The 16,755-nt window shown below is 40.4% G+C and carries 14 protein-coding genes; 1 reads left to right on the forward strand and 13 read right to left on the reverse strand.

Features of this window, described 5'->3' with window-relative positions; translation table 11 throughout:
- Nucleotides 1-191: 191 nt before the first annotated feature.
- The 11 genes from V3595_RS07580 to V3595_RS07630 form a co-directional block, all read right to left on the reverse strand.
- Nucleotides 192-1,244 (reverse strand): YeiH family protein, encoded by a 1,053-nt coding sequence (locus V3595_RS07580; RefSeq protein WP_402903045.1) that lies wholly within the window; start codon nucleotides 1,242-1,244, stop codon nucleotides 192-194.
- Nucleotides 1,245-1,289: 45 nt separating this feature from the next.
- Nucleotides 1,290-2,039: a PIG-L family deacetylase gene (locus V3595_RS07585; protein ID WP_485906303.1), complete on the reverse strand. Its 750-nt coding sequence runs from the start codon at nucleotides 2,037-2,039 to the stop codon at nucleotides 1,290-1,292.
- 150 nt (nucleotides 2,040-2,189) lie between these two features.
- Nucleotides 2,190-3,542 carry an aminotransferase gene (locus V3595_RS07590; RefSeq protein ID WP_485906780.1) on the reverse strand — a complete coding sequence of 451 codons (1,353 nt, stop codon included), beginning with the start codon at nucleotides 3,540-3,542 and terminating at the stop codon, nucleotides 2,190-2,192.
- Between the two features lie 150 nt (nucleotides 3,543-3,692).
- The gene (gene xsc / locus V3595_RS07595; protein WP_101221794.1) at nucleotides 3,693-5,456 is read right to left on the reverse strand and encodes a sulfoacetaldehyde acetyltransferase; all 1,764 of its coding nucleotides are present in this window, start codon (nucleotides 5,454-5,456) and stop codon (nucleotides 3,693-3,695) included.
- Nucleotides 5,457-5,631: 175 nt separating this feature from the next.
- Complete coding sequence (gene phnX, locus V3595_RS07600; protein ID WP_485906304.1) at nucleotides 5,632-6,462, reverse strand: phosphonoacetaldehyde hydrolase; 831 nt, start codon at nucleotides 6,460-6,462, stop codon at nucleotides 5,632-5,634.
- 71 nt (nucleotides 6,463-6,533) lie between these two features.
- On the reverse strand, nucleotides 6,534-6,980 hold the full coding sequence (locus V3595_RS07605) for a hypothetical protein (RefSeq protein WP_485906305.1): 447 nt from the start codon (nucleotides 6,978-6,980) through the stop codon (nucleotides 6,534-6,536).
- Between the two features lie 170 nt (nucleotides 6,981-7,150).
- Nucleotides 7,151-8,563 carry an amino acid permease gene (locus tag V3595_RS07610; RefSeq protein ID WP_485906306.1) on the reverse strand — a complete coding sequence of 471 codons (1,413 nt, stop codon included), beginning with the start codon at nucleotides 8,561-8,563 and terminating at the stop codon, nucleotides 7,151-7,153.
- A 384-nt stretch (nucleotides 8,564-8,947) separates the two neighbouring features.
- On the reverse strand, nucleotides 8,948-9,565 hold the full coding sequence (locus tag V3595_RS07615) for a YitT family protein (RefSeq protein ID WP_485906308.1): 618 nt from the start codon (nucleotides 9,563-9,565) through the stop codon (nucleotides 8,948-8,950).
- 569 nt (nucleotides 9,566-10,134) lie between these two features.
- Nucleotides 10,135-10,836, reverse strand: coding sequence for a twin-arginine translocase subunit TatC (gene tatC / locus V3595_RS07620; RefSeq protein WP_485906782.1), 702 nt, complete (start codon nucleotides 10,834-10,836; stop codon nucleotides 10,135-10,137).
- A gap of 147 nt (nucleotides 10,837-10,983) precedes the next feature.
- On the reverse strand, nucleotides 10,984-11,196 hold the full coding sequence (locus tag V3595_RS07625; protein WP_096338675.1) for a twin-arginine translocase TatA/TatE family subunit: 213 nt from the start codon (nucleotides 11,194-11,196) through the stop codon (nucleotides 10,984-10,986).
- 70 nt (nucleotides 11,197-11,266) lie between these two features.
- Nucleotides 11,267-13,009: an alkaline phosphatase D family protein gene (locus V3595_RS07630; RefSeq protein ID WP_485906310.1), complete on the reverse strand. Its 1,743-nt coding sequence runs from the start codon at nucleotides 13,007-13,009 to the stop codon at nucleotides 11,267-11,269.
- Between the two features lie 456 nt (nucleotides 13,010-13,465).
- Between V3595_RS07630 and V3595_RS07635 the strand changes: the two genes are divergently transcribed.
- On the forward strand, nucleotides 13,466-13,633 hold the full coding sequence (locus V3595_RS07635; RefSeq protein WP_137017916.1) for an aspartyl-phosphate phosphatase Spo0E family protein: 168 nt from the start codon (nucleotides 13,466-13,468) through the stop codon (nucleotides 13,631-13,633).
- Between the two features lie 490 nt (nucleotides 13,634-14,123).
- Here V3595_RS07635 and V3595_RS07640 read toward each other — a convergent pair whose 3' ends face one another.
- Nucleotides 14,124-15,110 (reverse strand): 2-hydroxyacid dehydrogenase, encoded by a 987-nt coding sequence (locus V3595_RS07640; RefSeq protein WP_485906312.1) that lies wholly within the window; start codon nucleotides 15,108-15,110, stop codon nucleotides 14,124-14,126.
- Nucleotides 15,111-15,131: 21 nt separating this feature from the next.
- Nucleotides 15,132-16,430, reverse strand: a complete 1,299-nt coding sequence (locus V3595_RS07645) for an MFS transporter (protein ID WP_485906314.1) — start codon at nucleotides 16,428-16,430, stop codon at nucleotides 15,132-15,134.
- Between the last annotated feature and the right edge of the window lie 325 nt (nucleotides 16,431-16,755).

Here is a 16,755-nt window from a genome sequence, read left to right on the forward strand (position 1 = left end):
AACATGTCAACACTTAATTTTTTCCTTAAATTAGGATTTTATCAAATTTCCACTCCTACATTTCCAAAAACGTTTTCTTAGAATGAATAAAAAAAACCTGAATAGATTAATATATTCAGGGCTTATCCATATGCATTATTCATCACATTTTCAGGCTTATCTAACTGGGACAACTATGGAAAGCTTATATATTAAACGATAAAGTACGAGATGATGGAAAGCAGCAAAGAGGTAATGGTCATGGCTAAAAGAGGACGCATGGCTTTTGTCCGCAGTGCCTGCAGGCTTACATTCAGTCCAAGACCGATCATGGCCATTGTCAATATAAATGTAGTCGTTTTCGAAATGCCATCCATTACAAGAGGAGACACCGTAATATAAGTTCCAAACACATAACTTCCTATTAGACTCATGATTATAAAACCAACGAGGAACCATGGAAAATCAATTTTGGCATCATGGCCCATTTTCCCGGATGTGCGTTTTTTCATCCAATACATAAAAATGAAACATAATGGGATAAGTAAAAAGACACGACCCAATTTTGCGAGTAGTGCAATCGCTAGCGCATCTTCACCAGCCGGTGCTCCTGCCAATGCAACATGTGCGATTTCATGAAGGCTGATCCCAGACCAGATTCCATAATCCAAAGCAGACAGCGGAAGGATCGGACGTAAAAGTGTATATATAATCGAGAAAAGTGTTCCCATTAAAGCGATTATCCCAACGCCTATGGCTGTATCCTCTTCCTTCGCTTTCACGATTGGAGATATGGCCGCGATGGCTGCCGCTCCGCATATCCCGGTTCCTACAGCAAGAAGAAGGGAAATGGAAGCATCTGCCTTAAACCACTTAGCAATCAGGACCATCACGACTATGGCAAATGTTACTGTCCCTATGTCACGTACCAACAATGGCAGTCCTTGATTGAAAATCACATCGATATTTAATTTCAACCCGTATAAAATAATGGCAAAACGCAAAAGTTTTTTTGCGGAAAATTCAATTCCCGTCCGGAACTTTTCTGGATATCCCGCAATTTGACGATAAATCACGGCAATGATGATCGAGCATGCAAGAGGGCCGATTCGATTGAATCCTGAAATCTTGGACAGCCCCAAGCCTAAGAGGGCAATAAAAAAGGTGAAAGCGATACCGCTTAGCCACAAAAGCACCTTATTCTGAAGCGGTTTTTGCTGCACCTGAGGTGTTTCTTCCAGTGGCTCATATTTTTCTAATTCCATACATTCCTTCCCCCTTTCCAGATAAACTAAAGCCCAAATTACGTATCATCCCATCCTTTCAATCGTTTGAAAAAAATCGGTTTCTTCTATATTAGTAGGTGAATTCCCTTTGATAAAATACTCGGATTCCTTTAAAAAAGGCAAGCTAGGATTTTGATTCCCCCACAATTCAGGAACTGCTAGTGTCTGGGAACGATGGGACCTTAAGGCTCGGATCTTTTTCTGTAACGTCCCTGTTATATCCACTTCTGTGATACTGCTCAGCCCGTTTTCCTTAAACCATTCATCATAAAAAGCATGCCAAAGGACAAAGTACAGACTATGAACCTTAAAAGCTGGAAATACTGGATCTGGATAAAAATCGGGGTCACCGGATTTTAGAAAAGCAAATTCGGCAGCACGGCCAATCGCACAATGGTCTGGATGCCCCCCATATTTCTCATGGAATGTTACTAGTGCCTCCGGCTGAACTTCACGAATCACCTTTACGATTCTCTCAGCCAATAAATCGAAGCTCTCAAATTCTATCGTTTTATCCCTTACGTTTAAAAATCGCAGGTCGCTGATCCCCAATTCTTCACAAGCGTTTTTTAACTCCTTTACCCTTAGTCCAGGCAATGCCTCCCTTGTTGTAAGAATGGGATTTCCCATGCGCCTGCCCATTTCGCCTTTTGTCGCGCATAGTAAGGTTATATGAACACCTTGCTCAGACATTTTAGCAATGGTTCCGCCACACAGGAATGACTCATCATCGGGATGTGCCAGAACCACCAATAATCTTTGTTGTGATTGCATATTTCCTCCTACTCCGGATTCTTCAGTTTTCCCACACTGTTAGTCCCAATATGAAAAAATGGACATGGATGTCAAAGCGGCTAGACATATCATGCCCATCTTCATTTTTCGTCTATAAATATAGCACCCTAAAGCTATTCATCGTTTTGGTTAGCATAATTCATATAAAACGGATTTAACGGTTTCTATAACAAAGCGTAAATCTTCAACTGTCGAAGATAAAGGCGGCGCAATGATCAGTACATTACCATATCCAGGAACTGTATCACCATTACGGCCGATGATAAGACCCTTTTCCTTGCAAGCCCCGATTATTTTACCCATGAACTCATCGGAAACTGGTGTTTTTTCCTTTTTATCTTCCACTAATTCAATGCCGTATAAAAACCCTACTCCCCGAACTTCCCCTACTTTATCAAGGGCTGTCAATTCAAATAGCTCACTTAATGTCGATTCACTAAGTTCTGATACTCGCTGAACGATTTTTTCATTTTCCAAGATTTCAATGTTCTTTAGGGCAACTGCGCAAGATGCAGGGTGGCCTCCATATGTTGACACATGCCTGAAATGATTTAAATTTCCGTTCTCTTTGAATTTCTCATAAATCCTCGAATTCACTGCCGTTGCTCCAAGTGGAAGATAACCGCTGGTCAAACCCTTTGCCATTGTTACAATATCCGGTTGAACTCCATCGGAGTGCATGAACCCAAACATTTTTCCGGTTCTTCCAAAACCTGAAACCACTTCATCCACAATTAAAAGAACATCATGCTTCTTACAGATTTCCGAAACCCTCGTTAAGTATTCTTTCGAAGGAATAAGGACCCCGCCACCAGAGATGAATGGTTCAAGGATGACACCCGCTACCGTTTCAGCTCCTTCAAAATTAATGACCTGATCGATATATTCAGCTGCAAGCAAATCGGAGTTTTCAACGTTTTCCCCAAACGGGCTTCGATAACTGTACGGCGGTGGCACATGCAGGAAACCGGGAACCGCCGGATCATATTTCACTCTCCGGTTTGCCTGGGCGGTCGCGCTTAGCGCGCCAAAAGTATTGCCATGATAAGCTCTGTACCTAGAGATGAATTTGTATTTACCCTGATTGCCATTTTGGGAATGGTATTGCCTGGCTATTTTAAAAGCTGTCTCATTCGCCTCAGAGCCGCTGTTCGTAAAAAACGTTGTATAGGAGCCCTTTAAATGCTCACTTATTTTTGCAGATAATTCGATTGCCGGCTTATGGCTTAACGTTAAAGGGAAGTAAGATAAGTTAACCATTTGTTCATAGGCTGCCTGGGCAATCTCTTTTCTTCCGTGACCCAGGTTCAAGCACCATAAACCGGAAACCCCATCTAAATATTTATCCCCTTTAGCATCTGTGAACCATGAGCCGGATCCTTCTGTAGCCATCATGGGAGCATCCTTTTCATTATAGCGATGCATCGCATGCCATAAATGGTCTTTATCCATTTGAACAAGGTCTTTCGTTTCAGTTTCCATCTTCACTTTTGAAACCCCCTTATTATTCATCGAATGCAATTAAGTTAAGTTCCCATGCTGTTTACAGACCTTTATAGAGCGAATGGGTGATGGTGCAATGACCCTAAATTCAAGTCATCGCACCTGTCATATCACTCTATTTTCAAACCATTATTTATCCCAGTTTTTATGATCTAAATGAGAATATTTTTCTAATAATCTAGTAGGCATTTTTAATGCATCTTTTCTAAATGGCGGAGCCAATTGTGTTCCATCGACTTGTATATCAATGACAGTCGGTTTATTTGATTTTATTGCTTCTTCAATGACAGCCCCTAACTCGTCAGCTTTTTCGACTCTAATACCAACAGCACCCATTGATCGGGCAACTTCTGCGAAATCAGGATTTTGGATATCCGCCCCTACAAAACGGTTATTATAAAAATCGACCTGATTCTTTTTCTCTGCACACCATGCATTATTATTGAAGACACATGCTATGACCGGTATATTTTCTTCAACGGCCGTACTCACTTCATGTAAGCTCATGCCCCACGCGCCATCTCCAACAATGGCTAAAACAGGCGTATTCGGCTCAGCTAACTTGGCACCGAGTGCGGATGGGTAAGCAAATCCCGTGTTCCCGAATGTAAGCGCAGCGATATGCCTGCGGCTCTGGTTGAACTTCAAGTAAGCGTTTGCAGTTGACGATACATTACCGATATCTGTAGTAACTATGGCATTTTCAGGCAACACTTTAGTCAATTCCAAAAGTGCCCGACGCGGATTGATTGGCGTTCCATCGATCATCGCAAGTCTCACCAATTCTTCTTCCCATTTTTGTTTTTCATTCGTTACTTCGACCATCCGCTTTTTTTCTTGTTTCAGGTTAGGTTTACTAGCCTTCAACCGTTTCAAGATTTCATGGCTAGCTTCACGGGCATCTCCGATGATCCCAACTTCCACAGGGTGCGTCCTCGCTATTTGCCTCGGGTTAATATCTATTTGGATGATTTGCGCATCTTTAGGGAAATAATCAATGTCATAGCATGGTAGCGTTCCAAATACCGATAATCTAGTACCGACCGCCAATATGACGTCCGCTTTCTTAAGTGTATTCATGGCAGCCTTTGAACCCATGTAACCGATTGGGCCGACTGATAATGGATGATCAGCAGGAAAGGCATCATTATGCATATAGGAGACAGCTACCGGAGCTGTTAAATATTCTGCAATATTCTTAATTTCCTCAATGCCATCCGAATCAACCGTTCCCCTACCGGAAATGATGACAGGATACTCAGCTTCAGCTAAAATTTCAGCTGCTCTATCCAATGATGCAGAAGATCCGCAGCCCCTTTCATCTACGCGATATTGATGTGGTTGAAGTATTTGATCTTCCACTTCACCATAAAAGTAATCACGGGGGATATCGAATAAAACCGGTCCCCTCTCAGCATAGGCAATCCGAAATGCTGTCCTGAGGCAATCAGCGACCCGGCCAGGGTGTGTCACTCTAACCGTTTCTTTCGTGATGGCCTTGAAGATGGAAACCTGATCACATTCTTGAAAACCATCCCATCCAACTGTTGGTGTCCCAGCTGAAGGTGATATGACCACCATAGGAGTATGAGCTTGATTGGCCGCTGCAACAGAGGTGACCATATTCGTCATTCCCGGTCCGTTTTGCCCGATGACAACTCCTGCAACCCCGGAGACACGACAATAGGCATCTTCCATATGTGCTGCACTTTGTTCATGGCGGACACCAATGAAACGAATGCCTGCAGTTGGCAATAAATCAAGCATATCCATGAAAGCAGATCCCAGGATTCCCGAGATATGTTTAACTCCCTCGGCCACTAATGTCTCAACGATGGCTTCACTTGGTGTCATTTTAACTTTCGTTCCTCTTAACATTTTTGTTTCGACCATAGCACATTCTCCTTAATTATATTTATTTCTGATAATGACGTTGCGACGTCCGTACCAGTTATAAGATGTATAATACTACCATTGGGTGAAACAGTCAATGAATAAATTGAATATTTAGAATTTATTTAAAATCATTAACTATCAAAACTCTTGAATTACATCAATCAATCTATTTTTAACCAATAAATATATCCTTTTTTTCTGTCAATCTATAGTTGATTCTATCGATGATCTCCAATAAATCACCTATTTCATCAATTACGAAATCGGCACCTGCATTCAAAAAACGGTTTTCTGCATTTTTCATCCTTTTTTGCAGATCATAAGGGTCCATTTCATTGATTTCTGCTTCTGAAAGTCCGATTTCACTGCCGCCTTTCAATACGCCAACAGTCCACATTCCCGCAGAAATGCCTTCTTTGATATCACTTATCGTATCACCCACTTTAACGATTTTGCTGAGTGGATACACTTGGAGATTCATCGCCGTCTTAAAGCACATCCAAGGGGCAGGCCTTCCTGTCGGCACTTCGGTAGACGCAACGATGGAATCTGGTTGATAGCCCCATTTTTCCGCCTCTTCTTTAACAACATCAATCATTTCACGAGTATACCCTGTTGTCGAACCGATTTTTATTCCTTGCTGCCTTAATCGGCTGACTAATTCAATTACGCCTGGTATTGGCTTGGCGTTCTCCTTGAGAACCTTAAAAAGCAAAGCCTCAAAGTCCATATATAATGATTTTAGATCTCTTTCGTCCGGTTCTTTCCCGAATTTAGCACTCCATAAATTGGAGATTCGTTTCATTTTCAAGAGTTCCATTATATGATCTATTTTCAATAAACCCATAGGTTCCCTTGCTTCCCTAATGGTAATATCTATCCCCCTTATCCTGAATATCTCGACAAATGCTTGGACCGGCGCAAAACAACCATAATCCACCGTCGTTCCTGCCCAATCGAATATAACTGCCTGAACCTCTTTGCATTCTTTTGCATTTTCCAATCTATGCTCCCCTCCTTATCCTTACCTCCTCAAAAATCACCAAACATGCTAAACACGGGTATAGAGAGAATTCAGTTAACTTCTTCCAAAAATAACTGTAGATCTTTTTTAGTAGCTTCAGAGAGTCGTTTAATCTTTTCAAGGTCCTTATCCGGATTCCCTGACTCCCCAATTAATGGGTAAAGGTTTTTCTCAATCCGTTCATACCAATTTGGGTATTCATCTTCCACTTGCTTTTCTATCGAATCCCAGGTAGAACTGATCTCTTTTCCCAATTCTTGAATTTTCTCTGAATCCGCCTCCATACTTATTTCTGAATCCAATCCTTTTATGGATCGAATCACATCGCCGACACCTTTTTTAATAACCTGGGTTTCACCCGTATTTGAATCCGGATTTTCATTCATGACTGGACTATTTTCTTGTTGAGCCTCGTCCGGTTCAGCTGAATTGTTGCAGCCTGACAGCAATATGGCTCCAAGGACAGCCCCATAAGTTATTACACGGAAACCATTCAACATAATCCCTCCTTCATGATTTAAAAGACAGAGGGCACCAAGCACTTCATGGCACAACTCTCCTTTTTCTATGGGAAACATATTCTAGGTGATTAGTGATGAAGAATTCTGTCGGAGGAGTTCCTTAGAAGCAAAAGAAGAATTGCCTTAAAATGGTATAGAGCCAAAGCTTATAACTTCTCAGAATTAGGGGAACCAGAAACAATATTTAATTCATTCTCCATATACTTCGCTTTTTTTCTTCGAATGAAAAAGAATGAACAGATAACGATCAAGCTAAATAGCATGGTAAAGATAAACTGTGGACGCTGCGAATCGATAAAGGCCATTAATATTAACACAGAAATCATGGAAATTATGGTTGCATAAGTCAAATACGGGAATAACCACATCTTGATCTTGAAAATTCCGGGATTCTCTTTCTCCATTCTCTTCCTTAATCGGAGGTGGGAAACCGCAATGGCCAGATAAACAAGAATTCCGACTCCACCTGAGGAATTCACTAAAAAGAAAAAGATTTTATCAGGTGAAACATAACTGAAAATGGTGCTGATAAAGGCAAATAAAGTAGAGCCGACTACAGCAAATATAGGGACGCCGTTCTTGCTCACTATTGAAAATACCTTTGGAGCGTCGCCCTTTTGTGCAAGTGAAAATAACATGCGTGAACTCGTATATAATCCTGAATTCAAACAGGATAGCAATGCGATGAGAATCACGATATTCATGATCAGGGCAGCAGAAGGGATTCCCAGCAATTCAAGGACGGCAACAAATGGACTTTTCAGCAAAGAAGCCGAATTCCAGGGTAATAGCGTCACTAGTATCGCGATGGACCCAATATAGAAAATCAGGATTCGCCAAACGACACTATTCAATGCACTTCTAACTGATTTTACCGGATCACTGGTCTCACCCGCGGCAATCGCTGGAATCTCCACTCCAACAAATGCATGAAAAACAATGGCGACGCCAACAAGCACAGAACTTAGCCCGTTCGGAATAAAACCGCCAAAATTCAAAAGATTCGAAGCGCCAGGTGGTTTTATCGTTGGGATAAACCCTAATATCACTGCCACACCCAGGAACAAAAATAGTATGATACTGATTATTTTAATGATTGAAAACCAGTATTCGAACTCACCAAACGATTTAACGGAAAAAATATTCGTCATTTTCAATAGGATGATCAATGATAGACTTATGACCCAGACGGGGACGGAAGGAAGCCAGCTGTGTATGATTGCTGCTCCAGCTGTTGCTTCCAAAGCAATTACGATAACCCAAAAGAACCAATATAACCAACCTGTTGTAAAACCGGCCCATTCACCTATCCCCTCTCTTGCATAAACGGCAAAAGATCCAGTATTGGGATTAACTGTGGCCATTTCCCCAAGCATCCTCATGACTAAAACAACGATCAAGCCCGCCAAAACATATGATAATATCGCCCCGGGGCCCGTTTGACCAATTATGATACCGCTTCCTACGAATAAACCAGCGCCTATGACACCACTCAAAGATATCATCGTTAAATGTCTTTGTTTCAAACCTGGTTTCAGTTCTTCCTGTTGATGTTTCATACCCTCCACCAACTTTCAATATTTTGGGGAATCAACTAACATAATCGCTACTTGAATGTAAAAACAAGGCTTTTCAGCTGCCTGTCCTTTACACTTTCACAAAGATAGTGGGAACTTGGAAACATGGCATTTTAAAAACAACACAGGAGATGACTATGAAATTAAGATTCTATATCACTATTCCTCCTTCCTTAGTGCTATTTTGAAATTCAAAGCGGATATAACATCACTACGTCATGATGTTAGTACCACTTTCTATGTGTATAATACACTCTGATTTTTTTAAAGTCAATTTAAAAATCAGAATATTTAGATAACAAAATGAAAATTTTTAAATACAACAAAAGTTCTCCAGTTAGTCGGCAATTTTTTCATTTTACTTCTTTAATTGGTGGTTTCATCCAACACACTTTCCACTGCTGACTTTACGGCCTTCTGCTTTCTATCCAGCATTTTCTTTAGAAGATATGAAAAAAACAATGTAAACGCTATTCCCTTAACAATCGAAGTAAATCCGTAAACAAGAAGGCCCAATATGAGTACGATAAGATTAATAATCCTGATTGTCGCTGCAATATCAATTTTTTCATTTTTATGATGCAAAATTAAGGCAATCACGTCAAAGCCAACAGTGGAAGCATTTGCTGTTATACATAAATAATATCCTATCGCTATCAAAATCGACGAAACGATAATCACTAAAACGATATTTACATCAATATCAATGTTCAATGAATAAAAAAAATTAAAAAAAACCATATAGCTAAGGGAACTTACGATCGACTTAAAAAAGTACTCTTTCCCTAGAAAAACTAAACAAATGATTAACAGTAATCCTGTAACGAAATTGGCTAGCATGGCAATGTTATAACCCGATAATGCATTCAATAATAATGCCGAGCTAGTTACCCCGCCATTGATAATTTCATTGGGAACGATTAAATAAGCATAGGCAAAGGTCATGGAAATGTTTCCTGCAATAATTTTCATCAAATCCTTCATAAACTTCTCACCAGCCCTATTGATTTTTTGATAATGCTTTCCCCCCCTAAATATATATTTATACTTGAACCATATGATACACATTCACCTCTTACACCAATTTATTCGACCCTTTTCCCTTTCGATATTTTTGAATGATTTTACGAAGGATGCATATTTTTGTTCAAGTGATTAGAATAATTCGCTAACCAGAATCCTCTCTCCTTCTAATAAATAAAATAAAACATCCCCCAAAAAAGTTGAAGATTTTCTTGTTTATCACAAAATCATTTAGACATTGCAGAGTTTCTGTACAAATTTATCTGAACGAATGAACAAAATTTCCATAGGGTAGTACATCGAGAAGGCATCTTAATGCTCGCTTCAATGGAAATAGTTCGAAGATGACACCCCAAAAAACCTGACAAAATAGATAAGAAAAGCATTAATGTAAGAAGGCAAATGCAAAAGAAAATTCCCCGATTTTTTCCATCAAATAATATTCCGCAATAAAAAAGTTGAGGGATATGCCCTCAACTTTTAGTAACTATTTCCTAAGAAATGTTTCATTCAATAGGTTGTTATCATTATCATGTTACAGATAATGCTGACTCATCTTTCATAAGCCTTTTTCGATAAACCATATTGGACAGCTGTACACTCACTTCATAAAGCACAAGCAAAGGGACGATAACCAAAATGTCCGAAATTATATCTGGAGGCGTAATCAGGATCGAGATTATGACCAGGACGAAATAAGAAATCTTACGAGACTTTTTCAACACTGCTGGATTGATGATGCCTAATCTGGTCAGGAACATGACCACAAGCGGCATCTCGAATAAAATCCCGAAAGGTAAGATCAAATTAATCATAAACCGAAAATATTTTTCCGCAGTGAACATCATCTCGAACTGCCCGGCTGATAGGGAAGTGAGGAAACCCAGCACTATTGGAAACAACACAAAATATCCAAATGAGATACCTGTGATGAATAAAATGAACAGCCCAGGTATGAAACGAAATGTAACTCTTCTCTCTTCCGGTTTCAAAGCTGGAGCCACAAAGCGCCATAACTGATAGGCTGCCAGCGGAATCGTTGCAGCTATTGCGCAAACCCCAGCGATTATCATATATACCCACAGGATCTCACTCGGACCCAGCACGGCGAGCTTTCCTTCCAAATCCTTAATAAGCAATTCATAAATATCCTGTACGAATATGAAACTCACTATAAAAAAAGCTACAAAACCTATCAGTGTTTTAATGATTCTGCTTCGGAGTTCCTCCATATGCTCAATAACGTGTAAATCCTTACTCTCCACTTTCACTCCTCCTTTTTAGACATTTTCTTGCACTATTGCAAATGGCACTTCCCCTCGAACTCTTTTCATGAAAAGAAGCAGGCGAGTCTTTCCGCCCGCTATATCTCATTTACTTCATCCCTCTTTTTTAACAGCTCTTAACGCAGCTTTATTCTCGTTTTCATCCTCTTTTTCTGTATCATTCACCAATCCTTTGGTTGCACTTTTGAATTCGGACAATGTCCGGCCAAATGCACGGCCTATTTCCGGCAGTTTGGACGGTCCAAAAATAATCAGTGCAATCACGAGTACGATCACCAAACCGGGTATTCCTATATTTGAAAGCATTCTTATTCACTCCTCTGATCTTCTCATTTTTCTTCGCTATATCCTTGTCAAGCATCATAATGGTTCCCTATCAATTAGTCACTTTCCCCTGACTTTTCATTCTTTGTTTTTCATGTGCGCGATTATGCGCACGTGTCCGATCTTCCTCGACTTCGTTCGTTTTTTGTACACCTTCCATAACCGCTGCTGATGCAACCTTTCGCAGCCCTGATTGATCCTTATCAAAAACAAAGGATGCTCTTGTCGATATATCCGCACCTGGTTCTGTCACGAATGGGACTACACGATAGTCAGCCTTCCATTGTTCTGGTGTTACTTTGCATCGGACATATCCCCGGTAATCATTAAAGAACTTTATATGTGGATTCTGACTTAGTATTTTATCCGTATCCGCACGCTTATCCGCTCCATTTCCACCAGATGTGATGGATGTGCCGACAAACTCCACACCGAAAATCTTTGAATTTGGATCATCGAAATCCGCCTTTAAATTGGCTGCCCAGCTTGCATGTACATCCCCGGTCAACACGACTAGATTTTCCAGGTTGTTACTTTTGATTACATCAATTAAACGATCGCGTGCAGCCGGGTAACCATCCCAGGAATCCATGCTGAATTTGGGAGCGGTTGGTGTTCCATAATTCCGTTGTGCAAAGAAAATTTGCTGAGGCAGAACGTTCCACTTCGTTTTTGATTTTGATAGATTGTCAGTTAGCCACTGTTCTTGCTCTGGACCTAACAATGTCCGTTTCGGATCAAGTGACTCAGGCGTTTGCGGTGAACTTCCATCACCGTTTGCCTGATCATCCCTGTATTGACGTGAATCCAATACAAAGAAAGAGGCCAGGTCGCCATATGTGAAATTTCGGTATAACCGCATATCCGCTCCCTTAGGCAAAGATGATTTACGAAGGGGCATATGCTCATAATAAGCCTGATAGGCGGCGGCCCTTCTCTTGATGAATGCTTCTACCGATTGTCCTTTTTCCGGGATGACATTTGCATAATTGTTTTCAACTTCATGATCATCCCAAGTCACGACCCATGGAAAAGCTGCGTGTGCCGCCTTTAAATGGGTATCAGAGCGGTATTGTGCGTATCTATTTCGATAATCCTCAAGCGTGATGATCTCCGGACCACTATGTACACGGACATTACCTGAAGAAGAAACATATTCATTTGGTCCATATTCATATATATAATCACCAAGGTGGAAGACAATATCCAGATCTTCTTTTGCCAAATGTTTATAGGCCGTATAATAACCATGCTCAAATTGCTGGCATGAAACAAACGCGAATGACAAGCTCGAAACACTTGAACCTACTGGCGGAAGAGTTTTCGTTTTCCCAGTCTGACTTACTTCCCCTCCGCTTTTAAAACGGTAAAAATAGACCTTATCAGGTTTTAACCCGCTTACTTCCACATGAACAGAGTGGCCTAGTTCCGGCCTGGCTATTTCCTTGCCTTGCTGGACAATCTTTCGGAAATTCTCATCCTTTGCCACTTCCCATTTAACGGAAATGGCTTCTTTTGGCATTCCTCCGCCATTCAACGGGTCAGGTGCCAACCTTGTCCATAAAACTACACTGTCCGAGAGCGGATCACCTGAAGCTACACCGAGAGTAAATGGATAATCACTGAATTTCGGGGCAGCATTCACTTCAATCCCGCCCATTGATTGGGCAAGGGCAAGACCTAATGAAAGTCCGGCAAGCTTACTTGCTCCCTGGATAAAGTTTCGGCGGTCCATATTCTTACCTAATTCGCTCCAATTCTTAATTAAATCATCCATTGCTCTTTCATTATTCATTGATCTTTCCCTCCTATTATTTGAATCTGGTTCAAGTATAGAAGGCCATTTTTAAAGGTGTATGAAGATGTGTAAATCAATAAATTTCCAATTAGGAATTTTCAGGCAGGACTTATGGTACCCATTGAACGCAAAAAGAGTTTTGATTCCACTTATACATTTACATAGCCCTACAAACTTTTACATATAACGACAGTCTTTCAGCCTAGTTCTCTTAATGAATCATTTATTTAATCGTTACAAATAACTTCCATGGGCTATTTTTACAATAAAAAATTTTTAATAATCTTATATAAATGGTACATTCTCCGGGAACTCAAATTCCCAACTTGTTCGAATGCTTGAATAATATTTTATAAGTAAATACTCACTTTTTGTTTAAAAACATCCTAATTTATGTAATAATAGTTTCACAACAAAAAATGAAAGTACTTGAGGGATTCTGGATTGGAGAGTATGGAAGCATTATATGAAAAAATTGAGATATTGAGGAAAGAACTAATAACCACTGGATTGATATATGGATTTACTGCCCCAAAAACATTACATAAAAGCCAGGAACTAGATAAACTGTTGAATTTACTCGGGGCTCAAAAAGAACCGAATGGTTTAGAATATGTTTAAAAACAGGAATGAAGCGTGACTTGGACTTTCTAACTTCATTCAATCATGATAGCTGCAAGAAATTTCTCGGAATTTTTTTATTACCCACTCTGTAGTTCATGCAGCACATTTCCTTTTTAAATCACCTCGTATTCTATTCTTGGACTCTTGGACTATTCTTTTATAATTGTAAACATAATCACTCCTCCTTTTTGAAATGGTTTATCGAACATAATACTTCCTAGTCAAGTCTTCTACGTCTTATTTTGTTGGTTGGAATTGTGCCGTAGAACAAATTGTTTAGAGTCATTTTGAACACATACTTTCTCCCCATTAAAAAGGCATCCAAATTGAATGGATGCCTTTTTTATTGAATTTTTCTTTTATGTCCTGCATTTAATAAAAACTATCTATCTCATCTAAATTTATGAATGGTGTGAGTTTTAAATATCAACGATTCTTTTAATTTGTCATGGCCAACCTAATATTTCCGCTATTTTAATAATTTTTACTATTTTTGTGACTGAAGTCCTATCAATTCAGGGACAACATTGCTTACCTCCCTTTCGGTAACCGCTGCAACGAGGTTCTTCGCCGCAAGCATGGCCATATCAAATCGTGTTTGATGAGTAGCCGAACCTATATGCGGCAGGGTAACCACGTTCGGCATGGCTAAAAGCGGATTGTCAGGCGATACGGGTTCCTTTTCAAATACATCCAAACCGGCTGCAAGGATTTCCTTATTTCGCAGTGCTTCAATGAGGGCCTTTTCGTCCACCGTCTGACCGCGGGATGTATTGATAAAGATCGCAGATTTTTTCATCAGCGCGAATTGCTCCCGTCCCATTAGATGCCTCGTCTCCGGAGTATAAGGGACCATTAAAAGGACGAAATCGGATTCCCGTAAAAGGTGCTCTAAAGAGGAGTAGGTTGTATTGAGCGTTTCCTCCACTTCGGATTTTCTTCGCCGATTATGATACAAAACTTCCATGTTAAAACCGAATTTGCCTCGTCTTGCAATTGATTCACCAATTCTCCCCATACCGATGATGCCCAATGTTTTCCCATGAACATCAACGCCAAAGAGGGGTTCATCGCCTTTATTTCCCCACTTGCCATCCTTTACAAGCTTGTCCAGTTCCGGAATACGGCGGGCTGCTGAGAGCATTAAGGCTAAAGCTAAATCAGCCACGGTTTCATCGAGAACATCAGGGGTATTTGTACCGATTATGCTCCTCTTTTTCATTGCCTCTATATCAAAGTTGTTGTAGCCTACCGAGATATTGCTGATAGCCTTTAGACATGGTGCATGGTCCAGAAATTCATCATCTATTTTTTCTCCTGTGATGAGCAGTCCCTCCACATCGGAAATTTCCTTTAACAGCTGGCTTCTGGTGATTGGTTCAGGGCCGTTCCATTTTTCATACTGACAATACTTCGAAATAAATGCCTCTACCTCGGCCGGTACTGATCTTGCTATGTACACTTTTGGCATCAATTTATCTCCTCCTCGGTTACCCTATTCTTGAATAGGATGTTTTACAATAAACCAATAACAGATTGCGGCGCATCCGGCGATTAAACCACCAGATATAAAGGCAAGAGAGTAAGAACCAGTTGCATCCACTATCATGCCTGCCACAACAGGGGAAAAGGCTCCACCAAAATAACCGCCAAAATTCTGAATTGCACCTACGGAAGCAACCATGGAAGGAGGAGCAATGTCACCGGCAAGTGCCCACGCGCTGCCTGTAATGGCAGAAATAAAACAAAGTGCAAGAGTCAGTAATGTTAAGGTAATTGCGAGCCCTTTGGCAAGTGGTACTGCACATACAACAATAGCGGCCGAGATGGCACATATACTAATTAAGGCACGCTTTGCTTTAATAGGTGTAGTAATTCCCTTGTCAACCCATTTTTTAGTAAGATATCCTCCGAAAATATTGCCAAAGATTCCGCCAAGCCAAGGAATACCAGCATATATACCCATTTCTTTAAGTGAAACATGATGGACATCAAACAAATAAAGGGGAAGGAAGACAAGGAAAATGTTCCAGATCCAAATGGTACAGAAGAAGCCCAGAATCATCCCCCACACGCTTCGATATTTAAATAACGAACCCCATTTTATTTTTGATGATTGAATGCCTTGCTCCACTCCACCACCTTCCGACTTAATGTAATCAAATTCCTCCTTGGAAAGTTTTTGGCTTTTTTCAGGATTTTTATAAAAAATAACAAAACCGATCGCGAAGATGATGCCGATCATACCCGTTATATAAAACAGCGCTCTCCATCCAAAAGTCACCATGATGAAAACGAGTATTGGCGGTGCAATGGCTGGTCCCCATTTGGACGAAGAATCCCAAATTCCAGTTGCCAAGCCTCGTTCCTTTTTAGGAAACCAATACGAAGTGATCTTAGCCATCGTCGGAAAACACGGTGCTTCTCCCACTCCAAGTAAAATCCGTGCAGCAATAAATGAACTCATTTTATGAACGGCTCCGGTTAAAATGGTCGCACCACTCCACCAAATAAGCGCAATTGTATACACCTTTTTGGTCCCGAACCGATCAATCAGCCAGCCGGAAGGAAGCTGCATTAATGCATAACTCCAAGAAAAAAAGGTTCCCAATAACCCGATTTCGGTCACGCTTAGTCCGAGATCCTTCATCATTTCGGGAGCTGCAATGGAGAGGTTGGCCCGATCTAGATAGTTGATTATACCCCCAATCAATAACCAGATGACGACGGTCCAGCGAAATTTCCGGCCAATATTTAATGGCTTTTCTTGCTTTGTTTCCATTCTTGCTTCCATACCTTATCCCCCCTTGTTATATAAAACGCCATAATTGGCAGCGCTTCCAAAATAAGAAAAAGACAGAGTTACGCTTGGAGAATATGTATATACAAGGAGGCTATTGTTTTATAATATAAAACTCGGTTTTTGTTTTGTGGCAAAAAAATAAAAAGAAAATTCCATTTATTCTGTAAAGTATCGTATTATGAGGATGTGGGATTGTCAATCTTTATTCTTATTTTCGGGATTATATTCCTAGGAAACGTTTTATGCCAAGTGGGGAAAATTGATAGACCGCTTTTTTTGAGAGTAAAATCATAACAACCTTTAGCGCACGATCCAT

Source organism: Bacillus sp. CFBP9009 (assembly GCF_036541465.1).
Lineage (GTDB): Bacteria > Bacillota > Bacilli > Bacillales > DSM-1321 > Peribacillus.

What these genes read in the sequence shown, in the direction of transcription:
- V3595_RS07580 (WP_402903045.1), bottom strand. Translation starts at nt 1,244, where the DNA reads ATGGAATTAGAAAAATATGAGCCACTGGAAGAAACACCTCAGGTGCAG.
- V3595_RS07585 (WP_485906303.1), bottom strand. Translation starts at nt 2,039, where the DNA reads ATGCAATCACAACAAAGATTATTGGTGGTTCTGGCACATCCCGATGAT.
- V3595_RS07590 (WP_485906780.1), bottom strand. Translation starts at nt 3,542, where the DNA reads ATGGAAACTGAAACGAAAGACCTTGTTCAAATGGATAAAGACCATTTA.
- xsc (WP_101221794.1), bottom strand. Translation starts at nt 5,456, where the DNA reads ATGGTCGAAACAAAAATGTTAAGAGGAACGAAAGTTAAAATGACACCA.
- V3595_RS07610 (WP_485906306.1), bottom strand. Translation starts at nt 8,563, where the DNA reads ATGAAACATCAACAGGAAGAACTGAAACCAGGTTTGAAACAAAGACAT.
- V3595_RS07615 (WP_485906308.1), bottom strand. Translation starts at nt 9,565, where the DNA reads ATGAAGGATTTGATGAAAATTATTGCAGGAAACATTTCCATGACCTTT.
- tatC (WP_485906782.1), bottom strand. Translation starts at nt 10,836, where the DNA reads ATGGAGGAACTCCGAAGCAGAATCATTAAAACACTGATAGGTTTTGTA.
- V3595_RS07625 (WP_096338675.1), bottom strand. Translation starts at nt 11,196, where the DNA reads ATGCTTTCAAATATAGGAATACCCGGTTTGGTGATCGTACTCGTGATT.
- V3595_RS07630 (WP_485906310.1), bottom strand. Translation starts at nt 13,009, where the DNA reads ATGAATAATGAAAGAGCAATGGATGATTTAATTAAGAATTGGAGCGAA.
- V3595_RS07635 (WP_137017916.1), top strand. Translation starts at nt 13,466, where the DNA reads ATGGAAGCATTATATGAAAAAATTGAGATATTGAGGAAAGAACTAATA.
- V3595_RS07645 (WP_485906314.1), bottom strand. Translation starts at nt 16,430, where the DNA reads ATGGAAGCAAGAATGGAAACAAAGCAAGAAAAGCCATTAAATATTGGC.